The sequence below is a fragment of the Saccharothrix stipae genome (assembly GCF_054781895.1).
Genome location: NZ_BAAGTN010000025.1, coordinates 69,286 through 94,646, shown reverse-complemented (window position 1 = coordinate 94,646; position 25,361 = coordinate 69,286). Strand labels below are relative to the sequence as shown.

Genomic DNA, 25,361 nt, shown 5'->3' with positions numbered 1-25,361 from the left:
CGCCACCAACCCACACTTCTGGAGAGAAGGCAAGGACATGACCCAGACCACCACCGATGCCCCGGACATCACCGGCAGGCTCCAGGGCAGGCGCATCGGCATCCTGATGGAGAGCGACTACGTCGAGGAGGAGATCGCCTACTACCGGATGCGGTTCGCCGAGGAGGGCGCCGAGGTCGAGCTGCTGACCCGGTTGTGGGGCAACGACTCGCTCACCTTCACCGGGCACGAGCAGCGCGCCCCGATCGAGGTGACCGGCGACCTGGAGGCGCTGGACTACGACGAGCTGTCCCGGTTCTCCGCGCTCATCGTGCCCTCGGGCATGGTCGCGGACCGGTTGCGCTACACCGACAACGTGCAGCGGCCCGCGCCCGCGATCGAGGTGATGCGGCGCGCGTTCCGGCTGCCGAACCTGATCAAGGCGTTCTCCTGCCACGGCCTGCTGCTGCTGTCGGCCGTGCCCGAGCTGGTCCGCGACCGGCCGGTGACGTGCCACAACAACCTGGTCGGCGACGTGCGCAACATGGGCGCGGTCTACACCGGGCGCGACGTCGTGGTGGACGGCGACCTGGTCACGTCGCGCACCGTGGAGCAGTGCAACCTGCTGGCCCGCACCGTGATCGAGATGCTGGTCGCGAGGGGTAACGGTGGGCGCTGAGCAGGCGGCCGCGCTCCCGTACTCGTTCTCCGACACCACCGCGGGCCGGGTCGAGTCCTACCAGGCGGGCACGCTCCGGCTCCGCACGCTGGACGGCCGCGGGGTCGTGCTGCACCTGACCGACACGACGTCCGCCCAGGTCGTCCGCAACCTCGGCGAGCCGTACCGGGACGTCACCGGCTCCCTCGCCGCGCTGCTGGCGCCGGGCCGGCTCGTGTTCGCGCACGGCCCGGTCTACCCGGCGGGTCCGGACGGCCCGCGCTACCAGGCGACCCAGCTGTTCCTGGTCGGCGACGACACCGAGGACCACGTGTTCGAGCGGCCCGGCTGGTGGGTCGACCAGCTCCGCGAGCTGGCCCGGTTCTACCGGCGGGCGCAGTTCGGCACGGGCGAGGTCGACTACGCCGACTACCGCACCGAGATCCGGCTGGGCGGCGACAAGGGCGGGCGGCACGTCCAGGAGACCGACACCGTCTCGCGCCTGGTCTACGGCATGGCGTCGGCGTACATGCTGACCGGCGACGAGGACTTCCTCACCGTCGCCGACCGCGGCTCGCGGTACCTGCGCGACCACATGCGGTTCGTGGACACCGACCAGGACGTCACCTACTGGTACCACGGCATCGACGTGGACGGCGGGCGCGAGCGCAAGCTGTTCACCTCGGAGTTCGACGACGACTACCACGCGATCCCCGCCTACGAGCAGATCTACGCCCTGGCGGGCCTGGTGCAGAACTACCGGCTCACCGGCGACCCGGCGCTCAAGGCCGACATCGACGGCACCATGCGGCTGTTCGAGCGGTTCTTCGCCGACCCGGCGCGCGGCGGCTACTACTCGCACATCGACCCGGTCGACCTGAGCCCGCACCACCCGTCGCTCGGCCCGAACCGGTCGCGGAAGAACTGGAACTCGGTGGGCGACCACGCACCCGCGTACCTGTTCAACCTGTACCTGGCCACCGGCGACCAGCGGCACCTGGACATGTTGGAGCACACCTTCGACATGATCGTGTCGCACTTCCCCGACCGCGGCACCCCGTTCGTGCAGGAGCGCTTCCACGCCGACTGGACGCCGGACCGCTCGTGGGGCTGGCAGCAGGACCGGGCGGTGGTCGGGCACAACCTGAAGATCGCCTGGAACCTGACCCGGATGAACGCCGCCCGCGCCAAGTACGACTACGCGCGGATGGCCGACACCCTGGCCCGCGCGATGCCCGCCGTCGGCCGCGACCCGCAGCGCGGCGGCTGGTACGACCTGGTGCAGCGGCAGCCGCCGCACGACTTCGTCTGGCACGACCGCAAGGCGTGGTGGCAGCAGGAGCAGGCGATCCTGGCCTACCTGGTGCTGGCCGGTCACCGCGGTGACCCGGAGTTCCTGGCGCACGGCCGGGAGGCGGCCGCGTTCTACAACGCGTTCTTCCTCGACCACGACGAGGGCGGCGTCTACTTCAACGTGCTCAACAACGGCATCCCGTACCTGATGGGCACCGAACGCCTCAAGGGCAGCCACTCCATGTCCATGTACCACTCGGCGGAGCTGTGCTACCTGGCAACCGTCTACAGTGGACTGCTGGTCCGCCGCGAGCCGCTCGACCTGTGGTTCAAGCCCCGGCCGGACGCCGACTTCCCGGACCGCCTGCTCCGCGTGGCACCGGACGTCCTGCCTGCCGGCCGGGTGCGGCTGGACCAGGTGTTCGTCGACGATCGGCCGTACGCCGACTTCGACGCCTCGGCGATGACGGTCCGCCTGCCCGACAGCGCCTCGGCGTCGACCGTGCGGGCACGCCTGGTACCGGTGGAGGACGCATGACGGCCGTCACCGCCGAACGCTGGGTGGACGGCTTCCGCGTCGCGCCCGCCCGGCCGTTGCCGCTCGGCTCGACCGTGACGCCCGAGGGCATCGCGTTCGCGGTCGGGTCCAGCACGGCGCGCCGGATGTCGTTGGTGCTGCTGGACCCGGAACGCGGTGACGTGCTGGCCGAGCTGCCGTTCCCGGAGGAGTACCGGGTCGGCGACGTGTGGACGATGACCGTCCTCGGCCTGGACCCGGAGCTGGTGCACTACGCGTACCGGACGGACGGTTCGGACGCGTTGCTGCTCGACCCGCACGCCCGGCAGCTGGCCGGGGGAGAGGTGTGGGGGCGGCGTCCCCGGTACCGGGCGCGGGCCGTGCCGCCGGCCGACTTCGACTGGGGTGGCACCCGCCCGCCGCGCGTGCCCGTCGAGGACCTGGTGGTCTACGAGCTGCACGTGCGCGGCTACACCCGGCACGACTCGTCCGGGGTGGCCGCGCCCGGCACGTTCGCCGGGCTGCGGGAGAAGATCCCGCACCTGCGCTCGCTCGGCGTGAACTGCGTGGAGCTGATGCCGGTCTTCGAGTTCGACGAGACCGACGTCGAGGGCGCGCCGGAGCGGCTGAACACGTGGGGCTACCACCCGGTGGGGTTCTTCGCGCCCAAGGCGTCCTACGGCACGCCGCACGAGTTCAAGGAGCTGGTGCGCGACCTGCACGCGGCGGGCATCGAGGTGGTGCTCGACGTGGTGTTCAACCACACCGGCGAGGGCGACCACCGCGGGCCGACGCAGTCGTTCCGGGGCCTGGACAACGCCACGTACTACCTGCTCACCCCGGACGGCGACTACTACAACTTCAGCGGCACCGGGAACACGCTGAACTGCAACCACCCCGTGGTGCGCGAGTTCATCCTGGAGAGCCTGCGGCACTGGGCCGTGGAGTACCGGGTGGACGGGTTCCGGTTCGACCTGGCGTCGATCCTGTCCCGCGGCACGGACGGCGGGCCGCTGCCGAACCCGCCGCTGCTGGAGGCGTTGGCGCACGACCCGGTGCTGGCCGACCGGAAGCTGATCGCCGAGGCGTGGGACGCGGGCGGCCTGTACCAGGTCGGCTCGTTCCCGTCCTACGGCCGGTGGATGGAGTGGAACGGGCGGTACCGCGACGCACTGCGCCGGTTCCTGGTGGCCCGGCCCGGCAGCGCGGGCGAGTTGGCCGGCCGGCTCATCGGCTCGCCCGACCTCTACGGCGGGCGCGGCACCGGGGCGTCGGTCAACTTCGTGACCTGCCACGACGGGTTCACGCTCGCCGACCTCGTGTCGTACGACCACAAGCACAACGAGGCCAACGGCGAGGACAACCGGGACGGCCACGACGCCAACGAGAGCTGGAACTGCGGCTGGGAGGGCCCGACCTCGGACCCGGACGTGCTGGCGCTGCGGGACCGGCAGACGCGCAACGCGCTCACGTTGCTGATGGTGAGCAACGGCGTGCCGATGCTGCTCGGGGGCGACGAGTTCGGGCGCACCCAGCGCGGCAACAACAACGCCTACTGCCAGGACAACGACCTCACGTGGGTCGACTGGGAGCTGGCGGAGCGCAACCGGGACCTCGTGGCGTTCGTGCGGGAGCTGACCGCGTTCCGCGCCCGGCACCCCGTGCTGCGGCGTGCCGCGCACCCGGGCGGCGACCGGCCGGACGGGTGGCAGTACCCGCCGGTGAGCTGGCACGGCGCGCGGCCGTGGGAGCCGGACTGGTCGGCCGAGTCCCGGCTGGTGGCGATGCTGCTGCACGAGGAGGGCGTGGACACGGTGTTCGTGGTGGCGAACACCGACCTGGCCGCGGCGCCGGTCGTGCCGCCTCCCGCGCCCGAGGGCACGGCGTGGCACGTGTTCGCGGACACCGGCGGTGGCGCGGAGCGCGCCGAACGCGGTGAGCGCGTCCCGGTCGGACCGGACCGGCTCGTGACCGGTGGGCTCGTGGTCGGTGGCAAGTCCGTGGTCGTGCTGGAGGCGCGACCCGTGAGTGAGGGAGGACAGCGGTGAGCTTCGAGGCGTACCTGGGGTTCAACGGCCGCACCGGCACCGTCTACCTGACCGGTGAGCTGGACGCGGACACCGCGCCGGTGTTCCGGTCGCTGGTGGAGCAGGCGGCGGGGCGGCCGCTGGACCGGCTGGTGCTCGACCTGACCGGGTTGGCGGCCATGTCCTCGGCGGGGGTGCGCTGCCTGGCGTTCGCCCAGCAGCAGTTGCCGCCGTCGGCGGCGATCATCGTCGTGGGCGCGCGGCCGGAGGTGGTCGAGATCATCCGGTTGGCGGGGTTCGACCAGGCGGTCACCATCGCCGAACGAGCGGCTTGACCGAAATGGTCTGAGGGCCGCTTGGGAAATTGTTCACAAAGGCCCCCGGACGCGTCGGCGGAACCCCACCCCCGTGTGCCGGTGGTGCCCCGGCCGTTTACCGCGATCGGTAATACCGGCGCGTCCGGTGGTCTGAATCAATCCTGAAGTGAACCGACGAGGACGATTCCTGTCGACGTGTCCCAGCCGACGGGCATGGAGCTTGCGGTGTCAACAAGGTTACGCTCCGTATAGCAAGTGGTGACCGATTTGCGCCCGGATGTACGAAGGTGAGGTCACCTGAGTGGGCGTACAGACTGATCACCCAGCGTGATCGGCGGGCGTCGGCGGGACACTCGCCGATCCTGTCTTTTTCCTGTTGACGCGGGCGCCGATACCGGGGTCGCGCAACCCTCACAATATCGCCCTCTACGGAGGGTGATCATGGTCGAAGCGGTGCGGAACTATTTGCTGATAGGGCCCGCGTTCGACCTCACGAGATCGTGCCGACTTGGGCGAGCAGTGCTTGCCGGGCACGTTGGCCATATGGAGTATCGAATGAGTACGGTATGTGACAGTTTCGGGGGTCTACGGTGGTCGAAGACAGTCTTCGCACTGCTCTTTCGCTGGCCAAGAATGATGAGGTGACACACTTCGCGCAGGACAAGTTCAGCTCGCTGCCACGCTCTGACCAGCGGCGATGGGCTGAAGTTTATCTGCGTGGGCTGTTGCTTGGACACGGTCGCAAGTCGGTCCGCAGAATTGCCGAGGAGGTACTTGAATTACCGGTTTCGCAATCTTTACAACAATTCATCAATCAGAGCCCGTGGGACTGGCGTGGGGTGCGGTCCCGAATTGCCGAGGAAGTCGACGTACTGCTCCGGCCGAGGGCTTGGGTAATTGCCGACACGACTATTCCGAAACGTGGTGACCACTCGGTCGGCGTAGAACGCAGGTTCGTGCCGAGCGAGGGTCGGGCGATCAACTGCCAGATCGGCACCGGACTTTTCCTGGCTGGGGAGTTGGCGAGCATTCCGGTGGACTGGCGGATCCAGTTGACGCGGCGCTGGACGGACGACGACCGCCGGCGGGAGCGGGCCTACATCCCGCCCTCGGTGCGGGCGCAGGCGGAGTGGCAGTACGCGCTCGACATGGTCGAGGAGGTCGGCGAGTGGGGCATCTCCAGCGCACCGGTGGTGGGTGACCTGAGGCACACCGCGGGAGGGTGTCAGCTGATGACGCGGCTCGCCGAGATGGGGGCGGACTTCGTCTTCGAGGTGCCGGACGGGCTCCAAGTGGTCCCCGGGCCGCACCTCGCGGCCGTCCGGACGGGCTACGGCCCGCAACGCGGACCGAACCTGGTGCGGGCGCGGGACCTGTTGCGCGGTGCGGACATCACGCACCGGCAGGTCGTCACCTGGGCGGCCGGCGTCGACGGCAGACACCGGGCAACGCAGGCCGTGTCGATGCCGGTGCGGCTGCCGTCCGCGCCGGGCCGTCGCGGTGGCCCGCCGCTGCAACTCGTCGGCACGTCGCGGCAGGGTGGCCGGACGAGGCTCTGGTTGACCAACCGCACCGACATCCGCGCGGCGGAGGTCATCTCGCAGGGGGCGATGGTCGAGCGCACCGCGGCCGACCTGCAGGAGTTGAGGGCCCACTTCGGGCTGCTCGACTTCGAGGGCCGGTCGTACCGGGGCTGGCACCACCACATGACGCTCGTGTCGGCGGCGTACACGTTCGCCAAGCGCAGCACCATGTCGGGCCAACGCGTGCGCCAGCCGTCCTGAGCCGCACCGACGCGCATGCCTCAACGGCGAGGTGTGCGCGTCGGCTCGGGCGCGGTCAGGTGCGCATCTCGCGCGTCCGCCACAGCACCAGCACGAAGTACGGCGTGCCGATCAACGCGATCACCAGCCCGGCCGGGACCTGCGCGGGCGAGATCACCGTCCGGCCCACCGTGTCCGCCGCGCTCACCAGCACCGCGCCCACCGCCGCCGCGACCGGCAGCACCCGCGCGTGCCGCCCGCCGACCAACGACCGGGCCAGGTGCGGCGCGACCAACCCGACGAACGCCACGACACCGATCGCCGACACGGCCGTGGCCGCCAGCACGCCCGCCGCCAGCAGGATCACCAGCCGCGACCGCTCCACCCGCATCCCCAGCACGCGCGGCGTGTCCTCGTCCAGGCTATGCAGGTCGAGTTCGCGGTGCCGGGCCCACAGCAGCGGCGTCAGCAGCACCAGCGCGAGCGCCGTCGGCGCCACCTGCTCCAGCGTCCGCCCGTAGGTCGAGCCGGACATCCAGGTCAACGCCTTCGCCGTGTTCCACGGGTCCGACGTCACGATCAGCAGCGTGATCAGCGCCATCCCGGCCGACCACATCGCGATGCCGATGACCACCAGCCGGTCCGAGTCCAGCCCCGAGCGCCACGCCAGCCCGTAGACCAGCGCGAACGCCACCATCGCACCCACACCGGCGGCACCGGCGATGTGCCACGCGCCGGCCAGCGGCACGGCCGTGATCAACGTGATCGCGCCCAACCCCGCACCCGCCGTGATGCCCAGCAGACCGGGCTCCGCCAACGGGTTGCGGCTCACCGACTGGATGCCGCACCCGGCCACCGCCAGCGCCGCACCCGCGGCCAACGCGGCCAGCACCCGCGGCACCCGCTGGTCCACCACGAACGTCAACGCGGTGCCCGTCCGCCCCGCGAACCAGTTCACCAGGTCGCCCAGCAGCACCAACCGGTCACCGAGCATCAGCCCCGCGGTCGGCGCGGCGACCAGCAGCGCACCCAGCACCACCGACGTCACCACGAGCCGACGCGACGACCCGGCCACGCCGACCCGCCCGGCCGGCGCCTGCCGCGGCGTCCCGCCGGACCGCCCCCGCCGGGCCAGCCAGATCAGCACGACCGCGCCCAGGATCGTCGTCATCACACCCGTCGGCACCCGCACCGCCGCGGCCGACCCCATGGCGGCCCGCAGCAGCACGTCCGCGCCGAGCACGATCACCACGCCGACCAGCCCGGAGACCGGCAGCAACGTGCGGTGCCCGCCCAGGCCGGGCACCAACGGCGTCAACAGCCGGGTGATCACCGGCGCGCTGAGCCCGACGAACCCGACCGGACCGGCGACCGTCACCGCGGCCGCCGTCAGCGCCACGGTCAGCAGCACCGCGCCCACGCGCGTCCGCCGCACCTTCAACCCCAGCACGGTCGCGTTGTCGTCACCCAGCGCCAGGATGTCCAGCGACCGCCCCATGACGACCAGCGCCGCCACCGCGACCGCCACGACCGGCGCCATCTGGGCGGTCGCGTCCAGGTCGCTCACCGTCAGCGACCCGGAACCCCACGCGAACAGCCCCGTCGTCTCCTGCTCGTACATCAGCAGCAGCAGGATGGTCGCCGACTGCAACGTCAACATGACCGCCGAGCCGACGAGCACCAGCCGGGGGCTGGTCGAACCGCCGCCGGACAGCCCCAGCACGACGACCGACGCGGCGAGACCGCCGACGAACGCCACCGCGCCGCCGACCAACGTGGGCACGCTCAGCCCGAACGCCGCGATCGCGACCACGGCCAGGTGCGAGCCCGCGTTGACGGCGAGCGTGTCCGGTGACGCCAACGGGTTGCGCGCCACCGACTGCATGCCCGCGCCGGCCACGCCGAGCGCGACGCCGAGCAGCAACGCGGCCAGCAGGCGCGGCACGCGCGAACCCTCCAGCACGGCGAGGGTCTGCGCGTCCCCGTTGCCCACCAGTGCGTTGAGCACGTCGAGCACACCGGTCGACGCGGTGCCCTGGGTGAGGTGGACGGCGGAGAGCACGGCGATCAGCGCCACGATCCCCGCCGTCACGACGGCGGTGCGCATCAGGCGGTGATGGCCTTCACGAACTGCTCGGCGACCCGGATGACCGACTTCGGCCCGCCGAACGTCCAGGTGCCCGGTTCGAGCTTGAAGACCTTCTTCGAGGTCACGAACGGCAGCCGCTGCCACACCGGGTTCTGCGCGAGACCGGTGGTGAACACGTCGTCCTCGGACGCGCTGTAGAACAGCACGGTCTTCGGGTCGGTGAGCGCGGTCAGGCCCTCGACGTCGGTGGCGCCCAGGCCCCACTGCGCGTCGACCTCACCGGTCCAGGCGTTCTTCAGGCCGACCGCCTCGGCGGTGTCGGAGACCAGCGAGCCCTTGCCGAACGGGCGGATGTTGACCGTGCTGCCCTCCAGCCAGCCGTCGGCCATGACGAACGGCGTGCCGGCCGCGCCCTTGGCCTCGACCGCCTTCTTGCCGTCGGCCAGCGCGGCGTCCATCCCGGACAGCAGCTCGTCGCCCGCGCCGGACTTGCCGACCGCCTTGGCGATGATCTTCACGTCCTCGCGCAGCCGGTCGAAGTTCCGGGAGGCGTCGCTGGACTTGGTGACGACCACCGGCACGTACTTCTCCAGCTGGCCGGCGAGCGTGGTGTCGCGACCCTCGGCCATGATCACCAGGTCGGGGTCGAGCGCGACGATCGAGTCGACGCTGGGCTCGTTGCGCTTGCCGACGTCCTTCACGTCCGCGGCGAGCGGCGCGACCGAGTCCCAGGTCTTGTAGCCCGCGGCGTCCGCGACCCCCACCGGCATGACGCCCAGCGAGGCGAGGATCTCGGTCTCGCCCCACTCCAGCGCGACGACCTTCTTGGCGGGCGAGTCGAGCTTGACCTCCTTGCCGCGGGCGTCGGTCACGGTGACCGGACCTCCGGCGGACTCGGTGGGCGTGGACGTGGGCGTCTCGGTCGTGCCGCACGCCGACAGCAGCACGGCCGCCGTGACGAGGGCAGGGGCAAGCAAGCGCATCGCTGGAACCTCTCAGGGGTGAAGGGGGAAGGACTCAGACCGGTCGGGGCGTGTGCCTGCCGAGGGGGCGGCAGTGGATCGCGCCGGTCACCGGGTCGTCGGCGACGTGCACCGCGACCCCGTAGGCGTGGGTGAGGTGCTCGCCGGTCAGGACCTCGCGGACCCCGCCGGCCGCGACGACCCGACCCTCGGACAGCAGCACGACCTCGTCCGCGACGATCGCCGCGTGGTCGAGGTCGTGGAGCACGACGCCGACCGCCACGTCGTGGTCGTTCGCCAGGTCGCGCACCACGTCGAGGACCTCGACCTGGTAGCGCAGGTCGAGGTGGTTGGTGGGCTCGTCCAGGAGCAGCACGGAGGTCTGCTGCGCCAGGCACGACGCGAGCCAGACGCGCTGCAACTCGCCGCCGGACAACTCGTCCACGCCCCGGTCGGCCATCGGCTCGACACCGGTCAGCGCCATGGCTCGCTCGACGGCCGCGCTCCCCTCCGGGTCCACGCCGCGCCACCCGGTGCGGTACGGGTACCGGCCGTAGGAGACCACGTCGCGCACCGACACACCCGACGGCGTGGGCCGCTGCTGGGTGAGCAGGGTGACGTTGCGGGCGAACTCCTTGCCGGACAACGGGGAGTGCCCCCAGACCGACCGCTCGCCCATCCGCACCTGCCCCTCGCGCGGCCGGTGCAGCCGCGCCAGGGACCTCAGGACGGTCGACTTGCCGGACCCGTTGGGTCCGACGAGCGCCGTCACGGTGCCCGCGCGCAGTCCCAGCGAGACACCGTGCACCACCGCGCGGTCGTGGTGCGCGAGGACCAGTTCCTCCCCGGCGAGCAGCGCGTCTCCCTTAGACATGAGGGGAGCCTAACCTAATCCCATGACTCACCCAGATGGGCGTGATCTACTGCACTAATCGGACGATTCGGTAACGCGGAGCATGATCTCCATCGGCAACCGATGCATTCGTAACGGTGTCGTCACGCCGCCCGACAACCCCGCTGTCACGCGCGCAGGATGGGGTCGGTCAGTGAAGAAGCTCGAAGCCCACGAGGTACCGCTCGCCAAGGTGTTCTCCAGCGACTACGAGTTCGTCGTCCCGGACTACCAGCGCCCCTACACCTGGGAGCCCGCGCAGGCGACGCAGCTGCTGGCCGACCTGGCGGAGGCGGTCGACCGGGATCCCGAGGACCCGTACTTCCTCGGGTCCGTGGTGCTCGTCAAGCGCCAGGACGACCCGCGTTCCGAGGTCATCGACGGCCAGCAGCGACTGACCACGTTGACCATCCTGCTCTCGGTGCTGCGCGAGCTGACCGAGGACCCGCGTGACGCCGACAACCTGGACACGCTCATCTGGGAACCCGGCAACACCATCCTGGACCTGGACTCCCGGCCCCGGTTGCGCCTGCGCCCGAGGGACGAGGAGTTCTTCCGCAAGCACGTACAGGCCCGTGGCGGGATGGACATGCTCCACCCGGACGCCAAGTACCCCAACGACGCGCAAGCCCGTATCGCCGCGAACGCCCGCGCGCTGCGTGACGGATTGAACCGTTGGAACCCTGCGGAACGCCTGGCGCTGGCCAAGGCCGTGGTCCAGCGGACGTTCCTGGTCATGGTCTCCACCTCCGACCTGACCAGCGCCTACCGCATCTTCTCGGTGATGAACTCGCGCGGGGTGGAGCTCTCGCCCGCCGACATCTTCAAGTCCGGGGTCATCGGGGCACTGCCCGATCAGGACAAAGCGCGTTACGCCGAGAAGTGGGAGGACTTGGAGGCCGACCTCGGCCGCGAGGCGTTCGCCGACCTGTTCTCGCACATCCGCATGGTGTTCCTGAAGTACCGGGCGCGGCAGCAACTGCTCACCGAGTTCGGCGACCACGTGCTCAAGCGATTCCTCGACGCGGGCGGAGCCGCGCTGTTCGTCGACGACGTGCTGGAACCCTACGGTTCGGCCTACCGGGACATCCTCACCCGCGACCACCAGTCGTTGTCGCAGGCCACCGAGGTCAACGACTGGCTCCGGCGGCTGCACATGCTCGACAACTTCGACTGGCAGGCGCCTGCCCTCTGGGCTCTGAAGACACACCGCAACGACGGTCCCTGGCTGGTCGAGTTCCTGCGCCGGCTGGACCGCCTCGGCGCGTGGATGTTGGTCACCCGCTGCAACGCCCAGGAACGCGGTCAGCGGATCGCCAGACTCCTCCAGGAGTTGCAGGACGGGAAGGGCCTGGGGTCGTCCGCTCTCGACCTCGACCCTGCCGAGAGAGCGCAGCTCGCACTCAGGTTGGGCGGCGACGTCTACCGGAGCGCCATCGTGCGGAAGTACGTCCTCCTGCGGCTGAACGAACTGGTCTCGGACCCGCCCGTCGTGCAGGACGTCAGGATCGTCACGGTGGAGCACGTGCTGCCGCAGAACCCACCGGCGGACAGCGAGTGGCGCGAGGTCTTCACCGAATCGGATCGGGACCACTGGACCCAGCGGCTCGCCAACCTGGTGCTGCTCAGCCGCACCAAGAACGCCGCGGCGGGCAACCTCGACTTCGTCAAGAAGAGGGACAAGTACCTCGCCGGCGGCAAGGCGCCGAGCTACGCGCTGACGACGGAGGTGTTGCGGGTGGAGGCCTGGACGCCGGACGTGCTCAGCGCCCGGCAGGAGCGGTTGATCGGCACCCTCGCCGCGCACTGGGACCTGTCCGTCAACTGAAGTGCCGCTTCGTGTCGGCGACCAACGAGTTGAACACCACCGCGTTGACCCGGCCGCCCGCCTTGACCGCGGGCTCGTAGGCGAACGTCCAGGTGAGCCGGCAGCCGTCGTCCGCCCGCTCCACCAGGTAGTCCTCCCCGAACCGGCGGAACACCGGCAGGTTCGCCTGGTCGACCAGGAACGACTGCCGCCGCCCCTCCTCCCAGCGGATGAAGTGCTCGCGCAGCCGCAGCACGCCCAGCACCGCCGCGGTCCTCGTGGTGCCCACCCCGAACGGTCGCGGGGACGTGTACTCCACGGAGGACAGCAGGCGGCACCACCACAGCGGGTTCGAGGCGGTCAGGCCACGCCACACACGTTCGGGTGACACCGGTAGCTCCAGCACGTGGCGGTGGAGCTGCGGTGCCGAGTCGAAGAAATCCACGTCGAACGGCTCCAGGCGGGGCACGTGGTCCAGTGTGCCGCCTCCGCGCCGGTTCCACCGCTCGCCGGGACCGGTCGGGTAGGACCCCCGCACCGGCCCAGTCGTCATCCGGCGACGACCACCCAAAGCAGCACACGTTGAGCCGGTCGGTTGGACCTGCCGCACGAACGTGTGGATCACCCCCGGCAGCCCTTGGCCGCCGCGCCCCGGCCCTGGTTGCGTACACCGGGTCCAGGTCACGACGAGAGGTACGAGCCGATGGCGCAGCCGTTCCAGTTGCCGGACTTCTACATGCCCTACCCGGCCCGGCTGAACCCGAACCTGGAGCGCGCGCGGACCCACACGAAGGCGTGGGCGTACGGGATGGACATGATCGACGTGCCGCAGCACGGCACCGTCATCTGGACCGAACGGGACCTGGACTCGCACGACTACGCCCTGCTCTGCGCCTACACCCACCCGGACGCCTCGCCCGACGACCTGGACCTCGTCACCGACTGGTACGTGTGGGTCTTCTACTTCGACGACCACTTCGTGGAGCTGTACAAGCGCAACCCGGACGTCGCGGGCGCCAAGGCCTACCTCGACCGGCTGCCGCTGTTCATGCCGGTCGAGGGCCCGATCACGGACGAGCCGACGAACCCGGTCGAGAAGGGCCTGGCCGACCTGTGGACGCGCACCGTCGGGTCGCACTCGGCCGACTGGCGCCGCCGGTTCGCCGACAACACCAAGCACCTGCTGGACGAGTCCATGTGGGAGCTGCTCAACATCTCCGAGGGCAGGCTGTCCAACCCGATCGAGTACATCGAGATGCGCCGCAAGGTGGGCGGCGCGCCGTGGTCGGCGAACCTGGTCGAGCACGTCACCGGCCTGGAGGTGCCCGCCCGGATCGCCCTCACCCGCCCGATGGGCGTCCTGCGCGACACGTTCGCCGACGCCGTGCACCTGCGCAACGACCTGTTCTCCTACGAGCGCGAGGTGCTGGACGAGGGCGAGCTGAGCAACGGCGTGCTGGTGCTGGAGAAGTTCCTCGACATCGGCACCCAGGAGGCCGCCGAGGCGGTCAACGACCTGCTCACCTCCCGCCTGCACCAGTTCGAGCACACCGCCGTCACCGAGGTGCCGCCGCTGCTGGACGAGCACCTCGTGGACGCGACGGGCCGGCTGGCCGTGCTGGCGTACGTGAAGGGCCTCCAGGACTGGCAGTCCGGCGGCCACGAGTGGCACGCCCGCTCCAGCCGCTACATGAACGAGGGCGCGGTCACCGCGAACCCGGTGCTCGGCGGCCCGACGGGCATCGGCACCAGCGCCGCCCGCGCGCTCGTCGCCACCGCGCCGCAACGCCTGCGCAGCTACGGCCACGTGCCGTTCGAGGAGGTCCCGCCGAGGCCGGAGCCCGCCCTCGACATGCCGTTCGAGCTGCGCCTGAGCCGGCACCACCACGACGCCCGGGAGAAGAGCGTCGCCTGGGCGCGCGAGATGGGCATCTTCGACGACGTGCCGAACGTGTGGACCGAGGGCAGGCTGCGCGACATCGACCTCGCGCTGTGCTCGGCGGGCATCGCGCCGGACGCCACGGCGAAGGAGCTGGAGATCAACGCCCTGTGGCTGACCTGGGGCACCTACGGCGACGACTACTACCCGTTCGTGTTCGGTCGGACGTCGGACCTGAGCGCCGCGAAGGCCACCACCGAGCGGCTCAAGCAGATGATGCCACTCGACGGGGCGTCACCCACACCGGTGACCCCGCTGGAACGTGGCCTCGCCGACGTCTGGCAGCGCACCGCGGCCCCGATGCCGCAGGACAACCGGGTGCAGCTGCGGCGCGCGGTGGAGCTGATGCTCGACAGCTGGGTGTGGGAGCTGAAGAACCAGCACGAGAACCGCGTCCCCGACCCGGTCGACTACGTGGAGATGCGCCGCCGCACGTTCGGCTCGGACCTGACCATGAGCCTGACCCGGTTGGGCCACGGCCGGCTGGTGCCCGACGAGCTCTACCGGACCCGCACCATCCGCAACATCGAGAACTCGGCGTCGGACTACGCCACCATCCTCAACGACCTCTTCTCGTACCGCAAGGAGATCCAGTTCGAGGGCGAGGTGCACAACCTGGTGCTCGTGGTGCGCAACTTCCTCGACGTGGACCTGGATCGGGCGTGGGACGTCGCGACCGACCTGGCGAACGCGCGGTTGAAGCAGTTCCAGCACTCGGTGGCGGTCGAGCTGCCGTCGTTGTACGAGGAGTTCCGGCTCGACCGGCGGACGCGCAAGGCGCTCGACGTCTACGTCGGCGAGTTGCGCTCCTGGTTGTCCGGCATCCTCCACTGGCACCGGAAGGTGGTGCGCTACCACGACGCCGACCTGGCCAAGCACTTCGGCGGCCGCGAGGTCCCGGTCACGCCGCACGTGCTGCGGGGGCCGACGGGGCTGGGCACGGCCTCGACCCGCATCCTGGTGAACAACGGGTGACCTTCGACTGACCTGGACCCGGCAACACCCTCGCCGCCACCGGCCGCCACCCCGAAGCCGCGACCTCGCCCGCCGTCTGCGGAGCAGCGGCAATCCAACACAGTCAGGTGACAGATTCCGGGCTGCCCCTCTCGCTCGTAGCGTCGGTGTCGACCAACCGAGGGGGAGGGACACCCGTGATCAAGGTAGCGATCATCGTCGGCAGCACCCGGAAGGGCCGGTTCGCGCCGGTCGTCGCGAACTGGTTCGCCGACCGCGCCAAGCAGCGCGACGACCTGAGCGTGGACGTGCTCGACCTCGACGACCTGGACCTGCCCGACCGGCTGCACGCCTTCGGCGAGGAGCCCGCGCCGGAGGTCGCGCTCGTCTCACCGCGCCTCCGCGACGCCGACGCGTTCGTCGTCATCACGCCCGAGTACAACCACAGCTTCCCGGCCCCGTTGAAGAGCGCCATCGACTGGCACTTCACCGAGTGGCAGGCCAAGCCGGTCGGTTTCGTCTCCTACGGGGGCGTCGGCGGCGGGTTGCGGGCGGTCGAGCAGTTGCGACAGGTCTTCGCCGAGTTGCACGCGGTCACCGTGCGGGACACGGTCAGCTTCCACGGCGCGTGGTCGCGGTTCGACGAGGAGGGCAACCCGGTCGAGGCCGACGAGGTGGACAAGGCCGCGACGACCGTGCTCGACCAGCTGGTCTGGTGGGGCACGGCGCTGAAGGAGGCCCGCGCCAAGCGGCCTTACGGGGCCTGACGTGCGCGCCGTCCGCCTGCACGAGTTCGGCTCCGCCGACCGGTTGCGCGGTGCCGAGGTCGAGGACCCGGAGCCGGGCCCCGGCCAGGTGCGGATCGCGGTGCGCGCGGCGGGCGTGCACCTGGTGGACGCGGTGATCCGGCGCGGCCGTGCGGGGTGGGCGCCGTTGCCGGACCTGCCGATCACGCCGGGCAGCGAGGTCGCGGGGGTGGTCGACGCGGTCGGCGCCGAGGTGGACCCGGCGTGGCTGGGGGAGCGGGTGGTCACGCAGCTGGGCCTGGCCCGCGGGGGGTACGCCGAGCTGGCGGTGCGGGAGGTCGGCGCGCTGCACGTCGTCCCGGACGGGCTCGGCTTCACGGCCGCGGTGGCGATGATCTGCACCGGCAGCACCGCGTTGGGCGTGCTGGACGCGGCGGCGCCGGCCCCGGACGACGTGGTGGTCGTGACGGCGGCGGCCGGTGGTGTCGGCACGATGTTGGTGCAGGGTGCGTCGCGGGCGGGGGCGTTGGTGGTGGGGTTGGCCGGGTGCGAGGCCAAGCGGCGGGCGGTGTCGCGGGCGGGTGCGGCGATCGCCGTCGACTACCGGCGGGACGGGTGGCGGGAGGACGTGGTGGCCCGACTCGGTGGACGGGAGGTGACGGTGGTGCTGGACGGCGTCGGTGGCGTGCTGGGCCGGGGTGCGGTGGACCTGCTCGCGCCGGGCGGTCGGCTGGTGATGTTCGGGACGTCGTCGGGTGAGCTGGTGAGCCTGTCCTCGGCCGACCTGTTCGAGCGCTGCCTGACCGCGACGGTCGCCGTCGGGCCGCACGTGGTGAAGCGCTCGGGTGGGCTGCGGGCGTTGGAGGCGCGGGCGCTGGCCGAGGCGGCGGCGCACCGGCTGACGCCGTTCGTGCAGGTGTTCCCGCTGTCCGAGGCGGCGCGGGCACATGAGGCGATGGAGAGCAGGCACACGATCGGCAAGGTCGTCCTGGTCCCGGACGCCGGCTAGGGTCGTGACCATGCTGCACGGGCGGTCCGCCGAACTCGCCGTGGTCGACCGGCTCCTGACCGACGCCCGCGCCGGGCGCAGCGGCGTGCTCGTGGTGCGCGGCGAGGCGGGCATCGGCAAGTCGGCACTACTGGCCCACGCCGCCCACACGGCTACCCGCACCGCCACTCCCCAAGACAAAGCCGGCCGGAACGACGACGGCGGGTTCCTCGTCCTGCGCGGCACGGCGGTCGAGTCCGAGTCCGTGGTGCCGTTCGCCGGGCTGAACCTGCTCCTGGGCCCCGTCGTGGACCGCGTCGACGCCCTGCCGCCCAACCAGGCCGGCGCCCTGCGCACCGCCCTCGGCCTCGCCCCGCCCGACGGCGGCGACCACTACCTGGTCGGCCTGGCCGTGCTCACCCTCCTGGCCGACCTCGCCGAGCACCGCCCCGTCCTCTGCCTGGTGGACGACGCGCACTGGCTGGACCAAGCCTCCGCGCACGCCCTGGTCTTCGCCGCACGCCGCCTCCAGGCCGAGGGCATCGCGATGATCTTCGCCGCCCGCGACCTGCACGCGCCGCCGTTCCCCGCACCCGGCCTGTCCGAACTGCGGCTGACCGGCCTCACCCCCGAGCACGCGGCCGCGCTCCTGGACGAGCACGCCGCCGACCTGCCGCGCTACGTCCGCGACCAGATCGCCCACGAGGCCCGCGGCAACCCGTTGGCGCTGCTCGAACTGCCCGCCGCGCAACGCGAGGGCCACCTGCCCGCCGCCCACGCCTACCGCGTCGCCGCCCTGCCCACCCACAGCCGCATCCAGCAGACGTTCGCCGACCGCATCGGCACCCTGCCCGAACGCACCCGCACCCTCCTGCTGGTCGCCGCCGCCGACGACACCGGCGACCCGGGCGTGGTGTTCAAGGCCGCCGGCCTGCTCGGCGCGTCCGTGGACGACCTCGAAGTCGCCGAGCAACGCCAACTCCTGCGCTCCGACGAGGGCAGGCTGACGTTCCGCCACCCCCTGATCCGCGCCGCCGCCTACCGGAGCGCACCGCTCAAGCACCGCATCGCCGTCCACGCGGCGCTCGCCGAAGTGGTGGACGACGCCCACCGCAGCGCGTGGCACCTGGCCGCCGCCACCACCGCGCCCGACGAGGACGTCGCGCGAGCCCTGGCCCGCACCGCCGAGGACGCCCGCGGCCGGGGTGGTTACGTCGCCGTCGCGTCGGCCTACCACCGCGCCGCCGAACTGACCCCGGACCCCGTCACGCGCGGCCACCGGCTGGCGGCGGCGGCCGGTGCGGCCGGTGCGGCGGGCCAGTTCGACCGCGCGGTCGTGCTCGCCGACCAGGCGTGGGACCTGGTGACCGACGAGGTCGACGGCGCCAGGGTGGCGCGCATCCAGGCCAGGTTGGCCGGCGAGCAGGGACACCCGGCGCGGGCCGCGACGCAGCTGGCCCGCGCCGCCACGTGCGCCGCGCACACCGACCCCGAGCTGGCGGGCGAGTTGCTCTTCAACGCCGCCAACAACGCGTGGGCGGGCCGCGACCTGGACGCGCTCGCGGAGATCGCGGCACGCGCGAAGGACCTGCCCGGCGCCGAGGACACGCGAGCCGTCGCCACGGCCGCCTTCGGCTTGGACGGCGCGGACGTGCCCGGCGGGATGGCCGCGTTGCGCCGGCTGCTCGACTCGCCGTACGTGGGCGGACCCGGCAACGCCGTCAGCGCGTGGTGGCACCTGGTCCTCGGCGACGACCGGGCCGCGTACGAGTGGGCGTCCGGACTCGAACGCGAGTCCCGTGCCCAGGGCGCCCTCGGCGTGCTGCCCCGAGCGCTGGCCTACCGGGCCCGCGGGCTCCTGCACCTCGGGCGGCACCGCGACGCGCGGGCCACCGCCGAGGACGGGTTGCGGATCGCGACGGACATCGGGCAGGCGTTCAGCGTCGGTTTCCTGGCGAGCGTGCTCGCCGACCTGGCCGCCATCACCGGTGACGCGGACCGGTGCGAGGAGCTGGTGGCGACGTTGACCGGCGACCAGGTGAAGTCCGTGCGCGCCGCGTGCGCGTTGGCGTTGCTGGACATCGGCCTGGGCCGGTACGAGGCCGTGCTGGACCGGCTGGCGGACGTCGCCGCCGGCGCGCACCGGCTCTACGCCATCGCGAGCCTGCCCGACCTGGTGGAGGCCGCCGCCCGGCTGGGCCGGCACGGCTTCGCCGAGGACGCCGCCACCTGGTACGACGAGTGGGCGTCGAGCACCGGCCAGCCGTGGGCACGGGCGGTCGCCGCACGTTGCCGGGCCCTGCTCACCGACGACGAGCAGTGGTTCACCACCGCCGTCGAGCTGCACCGCGCGAACGAGACCCGCCCGTTCGAACGCGCCCGCACCGAGCTGCTGTACGGGGAGTGGCTGCGCCGGGGCCGTCGCAAGGCCGACGCCCGCACGCACCTGCGGTCGGCGTTGGAGAGCTTCGAACGGCTCGACGCGACTCCGTGGGCCGCCCGCGCCCGCACCGAGCTGCGTGCCACCGGCGAGAGCCGGGCCGTGCCGGGACCGGACCCGCTCAGCGCCCTCACGCCGCAGGAACTCCAGGTCGTGCGGCTGGCCGCGACCGGTCTGAGCAACCGGGACATCGGCGCGCAGCTGTTCCTGAGCCCGCGCACGGTCGGCTACCACCTCTACAAGGCCTACCCGAAGCTCGGGGTCGCGTCGCGGGTGGAACTGGGCAGGCTCGACCTCGCGTAGCCGGCCCGGCCCGCTCGACCCACGCGGCCGGCTTAGCCAACTGGTCTAGACCCATTGACATCTCCTCCGGTGCGTACGCACGCTTGACGGCAGCCGGCCGCCGCCCGCCTTGAGGAGGACCCACGGTGAAACTCCAAACGAGGACGGCGCGAGCGCTCGCCGTCCTGGTGACGGTGCTCGGCGCGACCGCCGTCTGGAACGTCGGCACGGACACCACCACGGCCTCGGCCGCCGAACCCCTCCAGAGCCTCGTCCCCGTGCCGGTCTCGGTGCAGCCCGCCGCCGGCGTCACGCACGCGATCACCGCCGCCACGAAGATCTACACCACGGCCGCCGCGCACGCCGTCGGCGAGCAGCTCGCCGGCCTGCTCCGCCCGTCGACCGGGTTCGCCCTGCCCGTCACCGACACCACCGGCACGCCGACCGACGGCATCTCGCTGCTCATCGGCGGCGCGCCCGCGTCCGTCGGCGACCAGGGCTACCACCTGGTGGTCACGGCGGCGTCCGTGCAGCTGCGGGCCAACACCCCGGCGGGCCTGTTCGCGGGCGTGCAGACGCTGCGGCAGCTGCTGCCCGCCAAGGTCGAGAGCAGGACCGCGCAACCGGGGCCGTGGACCGTGCCCGGGGCGACCATCACCGACCACCCGCGCTTCGCCTACCGCGGCGCGATGCTCGACGTGGCGCGGCACTTCCACCCGGTCGCGACGGTCAAGCGGTACCTCGACCAGCTCGCCCTCTACAAGGTCAACCACTTCCACCTGCACCTCACCGACGACCAGGGCTGGCGCATCGTCGTCGACAGCTGGCCGCGGCTGGCCACGCACGGCGGCAGCACGCAGGTCGGCGGCGGACCCGGCGGCTACTACACCAAGGCGCAGTACCAGGAGATCGTCGCCTACGCGGCGGCCCGGCACATCACCGTGGTGCCCGAGGTCGACCTGCCCGGCCACACCAACGCGGCGCTGGCCTCGTACGCCGAGCTGAACTGCAACGGCGTCGCACCCGCGTTGCGCACGGACATCGCGGTCGGTTACTCGTCGTTGTGCGTGTCCAAGGACATCACTTACACGTTCGTGGAGGACGTGATCCGCGAGATCGCCGCGTTGACGCCCGGGCCGTACTTCCACATCGGCGGCGACGAGGCGAACGCGACCACCGACCAGGAGTACCAGGCGTTCATGAACCGGGTGCTGCCGCTGGTCGGCAAGTACGGCAAGAAGGCCATGGGCTGGCACGAGTTCGTCAAGACCACCGCGGACACCTCGGCGGTCGCCCAGTACTGGGGCACGACCACGTCCAACGCCGTCGTCCAGAACGCCGCCGCGCGTGGCCAGAAGATCGTGATGTCGCCCGCGAACAAGGCGTACCTGGACATGAAGTACAACTCCAGCACGCCGCTCGGCCTGAGCTGGGCCGGTTTCATCGAGGTTCGGGACGCCTACGACTGGAACCCCGGCACGCACGTCAGCGGTGTCCCGGAGTCGGCCGTCCGCGGCGTCGAAGCTCCACTGTGGACGGAAACGGTGGTGACCCCCGCGCACGTCGACTACATGGCGTTCCCCCGCCTGCCCGCGATCGCCGAACTGGCCTGGTCGCCCTGGTCGACCCACGACTGGGACGCGTTCCGCCTCCGCCTCGCCGCCCAGGCCCCGCGCTGGACCGCCATGGGCCTCGACTTCTACCGCTCACCCCAAATCCCCTGGGGCAACGGAACCACCACGACCACGACCACCACCACCACCCAACCATCCGGCACTTGGGCCCCGAACCGCGCGTACACGGCAGGCACCCAGGTCACCTACAACGGCGTCACCTACCAGTGCCGCCAGTCGCACACCTCCCAGCCCGGCTGGGAACCCCCGAACGTCCCTGCCCTCTGGCAACGCCTCTAACCCCGCACTCCGCTCCCGAACGTTCAACTCACACGTCCCGAACGCAGGACACGCCTGTTCCGAACGTAGGACACGCGCGAGAGTCCTACGTTCAGAACGCGCGTGTCCTACGTTCAGGTACCCCGAGTTCAACGCTCAGGACACGACGCGGGCGGCCGAGACCGGGCGTTGCGCCATCGTGTAGGTCCCCGCGGACGACGTGTTCACGCTCCACCGGTACCGGCTGAACCCGCCGGTCGCGTCGGACGCGTAGAACATCATGTGCCCGTACCCGGCGCCGTCGGTCCCGGCGGTGGCGTTGAAGATCCGGTTGTCCGGGAACCGGAAGTAGTTGCCCACCCCGTACACGCCGTGCGGCACGGCCGTGCAGTCGACGACCTCCACCGCGTACTGCGTCTCGCCGGCGAAGTTCAGGGTGGGGTTCGGCGCGGTGTACACGCCCTTCACCGAACGCACCATCACCACGTGCCCGGTGTTGGTGTCCTGGTCGTTGCGGTAGTCGATGGCGATCAGGTCGCCCGGCCGGAGGTCGGTCACCCGGCCGACGCGCTCGAAGTGCGGTACCACCCGCTCCGCGAACGCCGCCCGGTAGTCCCGCGCGAACGGGCTGGCCACCCCGAAGTGGGCGCTGAAGAAACCCGGAGTCGCCCACCGGTACGTGCGCTTCAGCACGGCGGTCAGGAACGACGCGCACTGGCTCTGGTTGACCCACCCTGACGCGTCACCGGGCGAGCCCCACCGGACCACGTTCGGCTGGTCCGGCTCCTTGTAGGTGTTGTTCACCAGCGGGCACGTCGGCAACGACAGGTAGCCGACCAGCTGCTCGGCCTCCAGCAGGTGCGGTGTGGACGTCTGGTGTGGACGCGGCAGCGCGCGGGCCGACGCGGCGGTCGCCCCGAGGGTCGCGGTCGCACCCGCGGCGACGGCGGTTCCCCCGGAGAACGATCTGCGCGACAGGTCCATCGTGCGAATCCCCCTTCGATACGGGCCCGCACACCGTAGTCGAAGGGGGTGGTCCGCACGCGGTGTTCCGGCACGGCGTGCTTCAGCGCGCGTAGAACAGCAGCACGGTCGTCAGCACGGTGCAGAGGGCGAGCATCGCGGCGATCCCGGTCATGGCCGCGCCCGCCGACAACATGACCCGGGTGAGCAAGCCGAGAACTCGGCGCAGGAGCTTCGCCAGGCCCAGGACCAGCGCCATCGCGCCGACCATGAGCAGCACCACGAGCGGCGTCCACTCGGTGGTCTCGGAGGATTGTGCGAGTGCGGTGAGCATGTTCATGTCGACCCCCGGATGGCTTCCTGGGTGAACTTCACCTAGTCTCACTGAAGTTGACTGAACCTCAGTAACTTGAGGGTAAGTCCAGCTGTACTTGAGTGACAAGGCCCTTATGGGGGTATCAACGCGTGACTTTTCTCCGCAATCGTGTATGTTTCGCTCTTCAGCTGATACGCTGAAGTTCACTGAAGGGCGCGCGGACGTGGTCGTTGCGGAGGACTCCCACTCGCTGGCGCACCGCCTTCGGGCGTTGCGCGAAGAGCAGTGGCCCGATGTGACGATCACGCAGAGTGATCTTGCCTACGCGTTCAGTGCCGAGAAGCCGGCCAGCGTGCCCCTGCTGTCCTCGTGGGAGAGTCGCAGCAACCCGAAGACACCACCGGTGCCGCGCCTCGCCGCGTACGCCACGTTCTTCGCCACCAGGCGCTCCGTCGCGACCCGCCCCTACCGCCTGATCCCGGTGGACGAGCTGACCCCCGACGAGCTGCGCCGGCGCGACGAACTGCTGCGCGAGCTGACCGACCTGCGAGCCGCCACGCGGCGCGAGAACGCCACCACCGAGGTCGAAGACGTCGCCGACCGCGGTTTCTGGTACTTCGACGACCGGCACGTCATCACCATCGTGGTCGCCCAGCTGCCGGCCGACATGCGGGCGAGGATGCCCTACTGCGACCCCACGCAACCGGACTACGTCGAGCTCTACACCTACGCCGACCTCGACGCCCTGATCGAGCTGCACGGCCACATCCGCGCGCTCAACCCCCGCAGCCAGGTCAACTTCCGGATAGCGTCCGACCTGGTGCCCGACGACTACACCACGCACCTCGTGCTGCTCGGCGGCGTCGACTGGAACCTCGTCACCCGCGAGCTGCTCGACCGGGTCGACCTCCCCGTCACGCAGGTCGCCCGGCACGACGAGTCCGAGGCGGGCGGCTTCGTGGTCCGCTCGACCGGGGGCGAGGAACGCCTCTACGCGCCCAAGCTCGGCAGGCAGAACGGTCACGAGGTCCTCCTGGAGGACGTCGCGCACTTCTTCCGCGGCACGAACCCGTTCAACCACAAGCGAACGGTGACGATCTGCAACGGCCAGTACGGCAGGGGAACCCTCGGTGTCGTGCGCGCCCTCACCGACGGCAGGTTCCGCGACCGCAACGCGGCCTACCTCGACCAGCGGTTCCCGGGCCTGGCCTCCTACAGCGTCCTCACCAGGGTGATGGTCGTGAACGGCCAGGTGGTCACACCGGACTGGAACCTGCCGGAATACCGACTCTTCGAATGGCCGGAGGGCCAGAGTTGAACGCCGCAGCCACCGCGCCCGCCGCAGCACCAGGGCGCACCGGTGCGCACCGCCCCCGGTCGGCGAACCACCACGGTTCCCACCGGCACCTGCTGACCAGGGACGCCGTCGCCGACCCGGCGCGGGTCGACGCGATCATCGTGCCGACCGCGCGACCGACGGCCTACCTGGAGCAGGTCGTCGCGCTCGCCAAGCACCACCGCTGCACCCTGGTCACGTTGTGCAGCCGCCGTTCCTCCGCGGACGCCGCCACCGCGCTCGCCGAACGCGCCGGCGTGGAGATCGTCGCCACCGACATCGCCGAAGCGCCCCTGGACCTCCTGCCCTCGTTCCGGACCACGGAGATGCTGCGCGGCGGCCGGTTCGACCGCCGCACCGACACCAGCCTGAAGCGCAACCTGGGCCTGCTGCTGGCCGCCGTGGCCGGCTGGGAGCGGGTCGTCTACGTCGACGACGACGTCGTGATCCCGCGACCGGACGACCTCGGTGACGCGGTGGGCCTGCTCGACCGGTTCACCGGCGTCGGCCTGACCGTCGGCGGCTACCCGGACAACTCGGTGGTGTGCCACGCCTACCGCGAGGCGGGCGGCGACCAGGACACGTTCATCGGCACGGGAGCGCTCGCGATCGGCCGTGAGTCGTTCACGTCGTTCTTCCCCAACATCTACAACGAGGATTGGTTCTTCCTGCTGGACGACACCGGGCTGTCGCCGTCGGCGGTGACGGGGCTGGCCGTGCAGCAGCCGTACGACCCGTACCGGGACACCATGCGCGCCCGCACCGAGGAACTCGGCGACTGCCTCGCCGAAGGGCTGTTCGGCCTGCTCGACACCGGGCACGGCCTGACCGACGCCACCGCGGGGTACTGGCGGTGGTTCCTCGGCCAGCGCAGGCGGTTCATCGAGGAGGTCATCACGATGGTCGCCGACACCCTGCCGGACGGCGCGGACAAGCTGAGGATGATCGCCGCCCTGAAGGCCGCCGGCGGCCGCAACCGGCTCATCGAGCCGCAGCTGTGCGTCGACTACCTGACGGCGTGGCGCGCGGACCGCCTGGTGTGGCGCGACCACGTCGAGACCACCCGCCGCGGTCACGGCGGCCGGCCCGTGCAGAAGCTGCTCGCCGACCTGGGCCTGCTGCACCGCTACCGCCCGGGCGCCTGACCACCGGCCTCCCATGTGGCGGAACGCTCAGTTCACCGCCCGGTGACGGCGATTAG

Annotated in this window: 19 protein-coding genes; 13 read left to right on the top strand and 6 right to left on the bottom strand. The window is 71.2% G+C overall.

What is annotated here, in order from left to right; translation table 11 throughout:
* Positions 1–37 precede the first annotated feature (37 nt).
* The 5 genes from ACYVLT_RS36855 (at position 38) to ACYVLT_RS36835 (ending at position 6,575) form a co-directional block, all read left to right on the top strand.
* Positions 38–658, top strand: coding sequence for a DJ-1/PfpI family protein (locus ACYVLT_RS36855; RefSeq protein ID WP_461124794.1), 621 nt, complete (start codon positions 38–40; stop codon positions 656–658).
* Positions 648–2,468: an AGE family epimerase/isomerase gene (locus ACYVLT_RS36850; RefSeq protein WP_461124793.1), complete on the top strand. Its 1,821-nt coding sequence runs from the start codon at positions 648–650 to the stop codon at positions 2,466–2,468. Before ACYVLT_RS36855 ends, ACYVLT_RS36850 begins: the two co-directional genes overlap by 11 nt.
* The gene (locus ACYVLT_RS36845; protein WP_461124792.1) at positions 2,465–4,495 is read left to right on the top strand and encodes a glycogen debranching protein; all 2,031 of its coding nucleotides are present in this window, start codon (positions 2,465–2,467) and stop codon (positions 4,493–4,495) included. Before ACYVLT_RS36850 ends, ACYVLT_RS36845 begins: the two co-directional genes overlap by 4 nt.
* Entirely contained in the window at positions 4,492–4,809 is a 318-nt protein-coding gene (locus tag ACYVLT_RS36840; protein WP_360466000.1) for an STAS domain-containing protein, read from the top strand. The genes ACYVLT_RS36845 and ACYVLT_RS36840 overlap by 4 nt, the downstream gene beginning before the upstream one ends.
* 572 nt (positions 4,810–5,381) lie before the next feature.
* The gene (locus tag ACYVLT_RS36835) at positions 5,382–6,575 is read left to right on the top strand and encodes an IS701 family transposase (RefSeq protein ID WP_461124791.1); all 1,194 of its coding nucleotides are present in this window, start codon (positions 5,382–5,384) and stop codon (positions 6,573–6,575) included.
* Between the two features lie 55 nt (positions 6,576–6,630).
* Here the strand turns inward: ACYVLT_RS36835 and ACYVLT_RS36830 are convergent, their stop codons facing one another.
* The 3 genes from ACYVLT_RS36830 to ACYVLT_RS36820 are packed head-to-tail and all read right to left on the bottom strand — an operon-like array spanning position 6,631 to position 10,479.
* Positions 6,631–8,661, bottom strand: coding sequence for an iron ABC transporter permease (locus ACYVLT_RS36830; protein ID WP_461124790.1), 2,031 nt, complete (start codon positions 8,659–8,661; stop codon positions 6,631–6,633).
* Positions 8,661–9,626, bottom strand: a complete 966-nt coding sequence (locus tag ACYVLT_RS36825) for an ABC transporter substrate-binding protein (RefSeq protein WP_461124789.1) — start codon at positions 9,624–9,626, stop codon at positions 8,661–8,663. The genes ACYVLT_RS36830 and ACYVLT_RS36825 overlap by 1 nt, the downstream gene beginning before the upstream one ends.
* A 34-nt stretch (positions 9,627–9,660) precedes the next feature.
* Positions 9,661–10,479 (bottom strand): ABC transporter ATP-binding protein, encoded by an 819-nt coding sequence (locus ACYVLT_RS36820; RefSeq protein WP_461124788.1) that lies wholly within the window; start codon positions 10,477–10,479, stop codon positions 9,661–9,663.
* A 172-nt stretch (positions 10,480–10,651) separates the two neighbouring features.
* Between ACYVLT_RS36820 and ACYVLT_RS36815 the strand changes: the two genes are divergently transcribed.
* A complete protein-coding gene (locus ACYVLT_RS36815; RefSeq protein ID WP_461124787.1) occupies positions 10,652–12,325 on the top strand; it encodes a DUF262 domain-containing protein in 1,674 nt (557 codons plus the stop codon).
* Here the strand turns inward: ACYVLT_RS36815 and ACYVLT_RS36810 are convergent.
* Positions 12,318–12,773 carry an SRPBCC family protein gene (locus tag ACYVLT_RS36810; RefSeq protein ID WP_461124786.1) on the bottom strand — a complete coding sequence of 152 codons (456 nt, stop codon included), beginning with the start codon at positions 12,771–12,773 and terminating at the stop codon, positions 12,318–12,320. The genes ACYVLT_RS36815 and ACYVLT_RS36810 overlap by 8 nt on opposite strands.
* A gap of 234 nt (positions 12,774–13,007) precedes the next feature.
* Here ACYVLT_RS36810 and ACYVLT_RS36805 point away from each other — a divergent pair, with 234 nt between their 5' ends.
* From ACYVLT_RS36805 to ACYVLT_RS36785, 5 genes are all read left to right on the top strand, one after another.
* Complete coding sequence (locus ACYVLT_RS36805; protein ID WP_461124785.1) at positions 13,008–15,218, top strand: terpene synthase family protein; 2,211 nt, start codon at positions 13,008–13,010, stop codon at positions 15,216–15,218.
* A 176-nt stretch (positions 15,219–15,394) separates the two neighbouring features.
* Positions 15,395–15,964: an NADPH-dependent FMN reductase gene (locus tag ACYVLT_RS36800; RefSeq protein WP_461124784.1), complete on the top strand. Its 570-nt coding sequence runs from the start codon at positions 15,395–15,397 to the stop codon at positions 15,962–15,964.
* A gap of 1 nt (position 15,965) precedes the next feature.
* The gene (locus ACYVLT_RS36795) at positions 15,966–16,952 is read left to right on the top strand and encodes a zinc-binding dehydrogenase (RefSeq protein ID WP_461124783.1); all 987 of its coding nucleotides are present in this window, start codon (positions 15,966–15,968) and stop codon (positions 16,950–16,952) included.
* Between the two features lie 10 nt (positions 16,953–16,962).
* Positions 16,963–19,674, top strand: coding sequence for a helix-turn-helix transcriptional regulator (locus ACYVLT_RS36790; protein ID WP_461124782.1), 2,712 nt, complete (start codon positions 16,963–16,965; stop codon positions 19,672–19,674).
* Positions 19,675–19,799: 125 nt separating this feature from the next.
* Entirely contained in the window at positions 19,800–21,566 is a 1,767-nt protein-coding gene (locus ACYVLT_RS36785; RefSeq protein ID WP_461124781.1) for a family 20 glycosylhydrolase, read from the top strand.
* Positions 21,567–21,701: 135 nt separating this feature from the next.
* Here the strand turns inward: ACYVLT_RS36785 and ACYVLT_RS36780 are convergent, their stop codons facing one another.
* Positions 21,702–22,529, bottom strand: a complete 828-nt coding sequence (locus tag ACYVLT_RS36780; RefSeq protein ID WP_461124780.1) for a hypothetical protein — start codon at positions 22,527–22,529, stop codon at positions 21,702–21,704.
* A gap of 82 nt (positions 22,530–22,611) precedes the next feature.
* Positions 22,612–22,848 carry a hypothetical protein gene (locus ACYVLT_RS36775; protein WP_461124779.1) on the bottom strand — a complete coding sequence of 79 codons (237 nt, stop codon included), beginning with the start codon at positions 22,846–22,848 and terminating at the stop codon, positions 22,612–22,614.
* Positions 22,849–23,047: 199 nt separating this feature from the next.
* Here ACYVLT_RS36775 and ACYVLT_RS36770 point away from each other — a divergent pair, with 199 nt between their 5' ends.
* Together ACYVLT_RS36770 and ACYVLT_RS36765 are read left to right on the top strand one after the other, a co-directional pair.
* Complete coding sequence (locus ACYVLT_RS36770) at positions 23,048–24,142, top strand: XRE family transcriptional regulator (RefSeq protein WP_461124778.1); 1,095 nt, start codon at positions 23,048–23,050, stop codon at positions 24,140–24,142.
* Positions 24,139–25,305, top strand: coding sequence for a hypothetical protein (locus tag ACYVLT_RS36765; protein ID WP_461124777.1), 1,167 nt, complete (start codon positions 24,139–24,141; stop codon positions 25,303–25,305). Before ACYVLT_RS36770 ends, ACYVLT_RS36765 begins: the two co-directional genes overlap by 4 nt.
* Positions 25,306–25,361 lie beyond the last annotated feature (56 nt).

Excerpts from the sequence above, each read along its gene's own strand:
- ACYVLT_RS36820 (WP_461124788.1), bottom strand. The coding sequence starts at position 10,479 with ATGTCTAAGGGAGACGCGCTGCTCGCCGGGGAGGAACTGGTCCTCGCG.
- ACYVLT_RS36830 (WP_461124790.1), bottom strand. The coding sequence starts at position 8,661 with ATGCGCACCGCCGTCGTGACGGCGGGGATCGTGGCGCTGATCGCCGTG.
- ACYVLT_RS36825 (WP_461124789.1), bottom strand. The coding sequence starts at position 9,626 with ATGCGCTTGCTTGCCCCTGCCCTCGTCACGGCGGCCGTGCTGCTGTCG.
- ACYVLT_RS36805 (WP_461124785.1), top strand. The coding sequence starts at position 13,008 with ATGGCGCAGCCGTTCCAGTTGCCGGACTTCTACATGCCCTACCCGGCC.
- ACYVLT_RS36790 (WP_461124782.1), top strand. The coding sequence starts at position 16,963 with ATGCTGCACGGGCGGTCCGCCGAACTCGCCGTGGTCGACCGGCTCCTG.
- ACYVLT_RS36845 (WP_461124792.1), top strand. The coding sequence starts at position 2,465 with ATGACGGCCGTCACCGCCGAACGCTGGGTGGACGGCTTCCGCGTCGCG.
- ACYVLT_RS36775 (WP_461124779.1), bottom strand. The coding sequence starts at position 22,848 with ATGAACATGCTCACCGCACTCGCACAATCCTCCGAGACCACCGAGTGG.
- ACYVLT_RS36780 (WP_461124780.1), bottom strand. The coding sequence starts at position 22,529 with ATGGACCTGTCGCGCAGATCGTTCTCCGGGGGAACCGCCGTCGCCGCG.
- ACYVLT_RS36855 (WP_461124794.1), top strand. The coding sequence starts at position 38 with ATGACCCAGACCACCACCGATGCCCCGGACATCACCGGCAGGCTCCAG.